Source organism: Acinetobacter lactucae, assembly GCF_013344765.1.
Lineage (GTDB): Bacteria > Pseudomonadota > Gammaproteobacteria > Pseudomonadales > Moraxellaceae > Acinetobacter > Acinetobacter lactucae_A.
This window is the reverse complement of the sequence record NZ_JABVBF010000466.1, coordinates 1-270: the sequence shown is the minus strand read 5'-3', so window position 1 is coordinate 270 and position 270 is coordinate 1. Positions and strand designations below refer to the sequence as shown.

The 270-nt window shown below is 47.4% G+C and carries 1 pseudogene; it reads right to left on the bottom strand.

The window, feature by feature from the left end:
- Positions 1-270, bottom strand: a pseudogene (locus tag HUN22_RS17870) (hypothetical protein); the annotation flags it as partial.

The following is a 270-nucleotide window of genomic DNA, read 5'->3' as shown; positions in this document are numbered from 1 at the left end:
TACCTGCAAAGGTAATCGGCTTAACCACTTCATTGTTCAGATTGGTTAAGGCATCACCCACATTGCTTGCATTAACTGTCGTACCATCGGTTTTCGTGGTGACATAGGTTGGCGCACTCACCGCACCAGTCGTGCTGTCATAACTTGACCCACCACCCAGATTGTTCGCTGTACTGTTACCCAAGGCATCTGTCTTGTTGTTGCTTGATGTACTTAATGCATCCAGCTGACCTTTATTCACTGCGTCAGTTGCATCTGTACCTGCTGCTA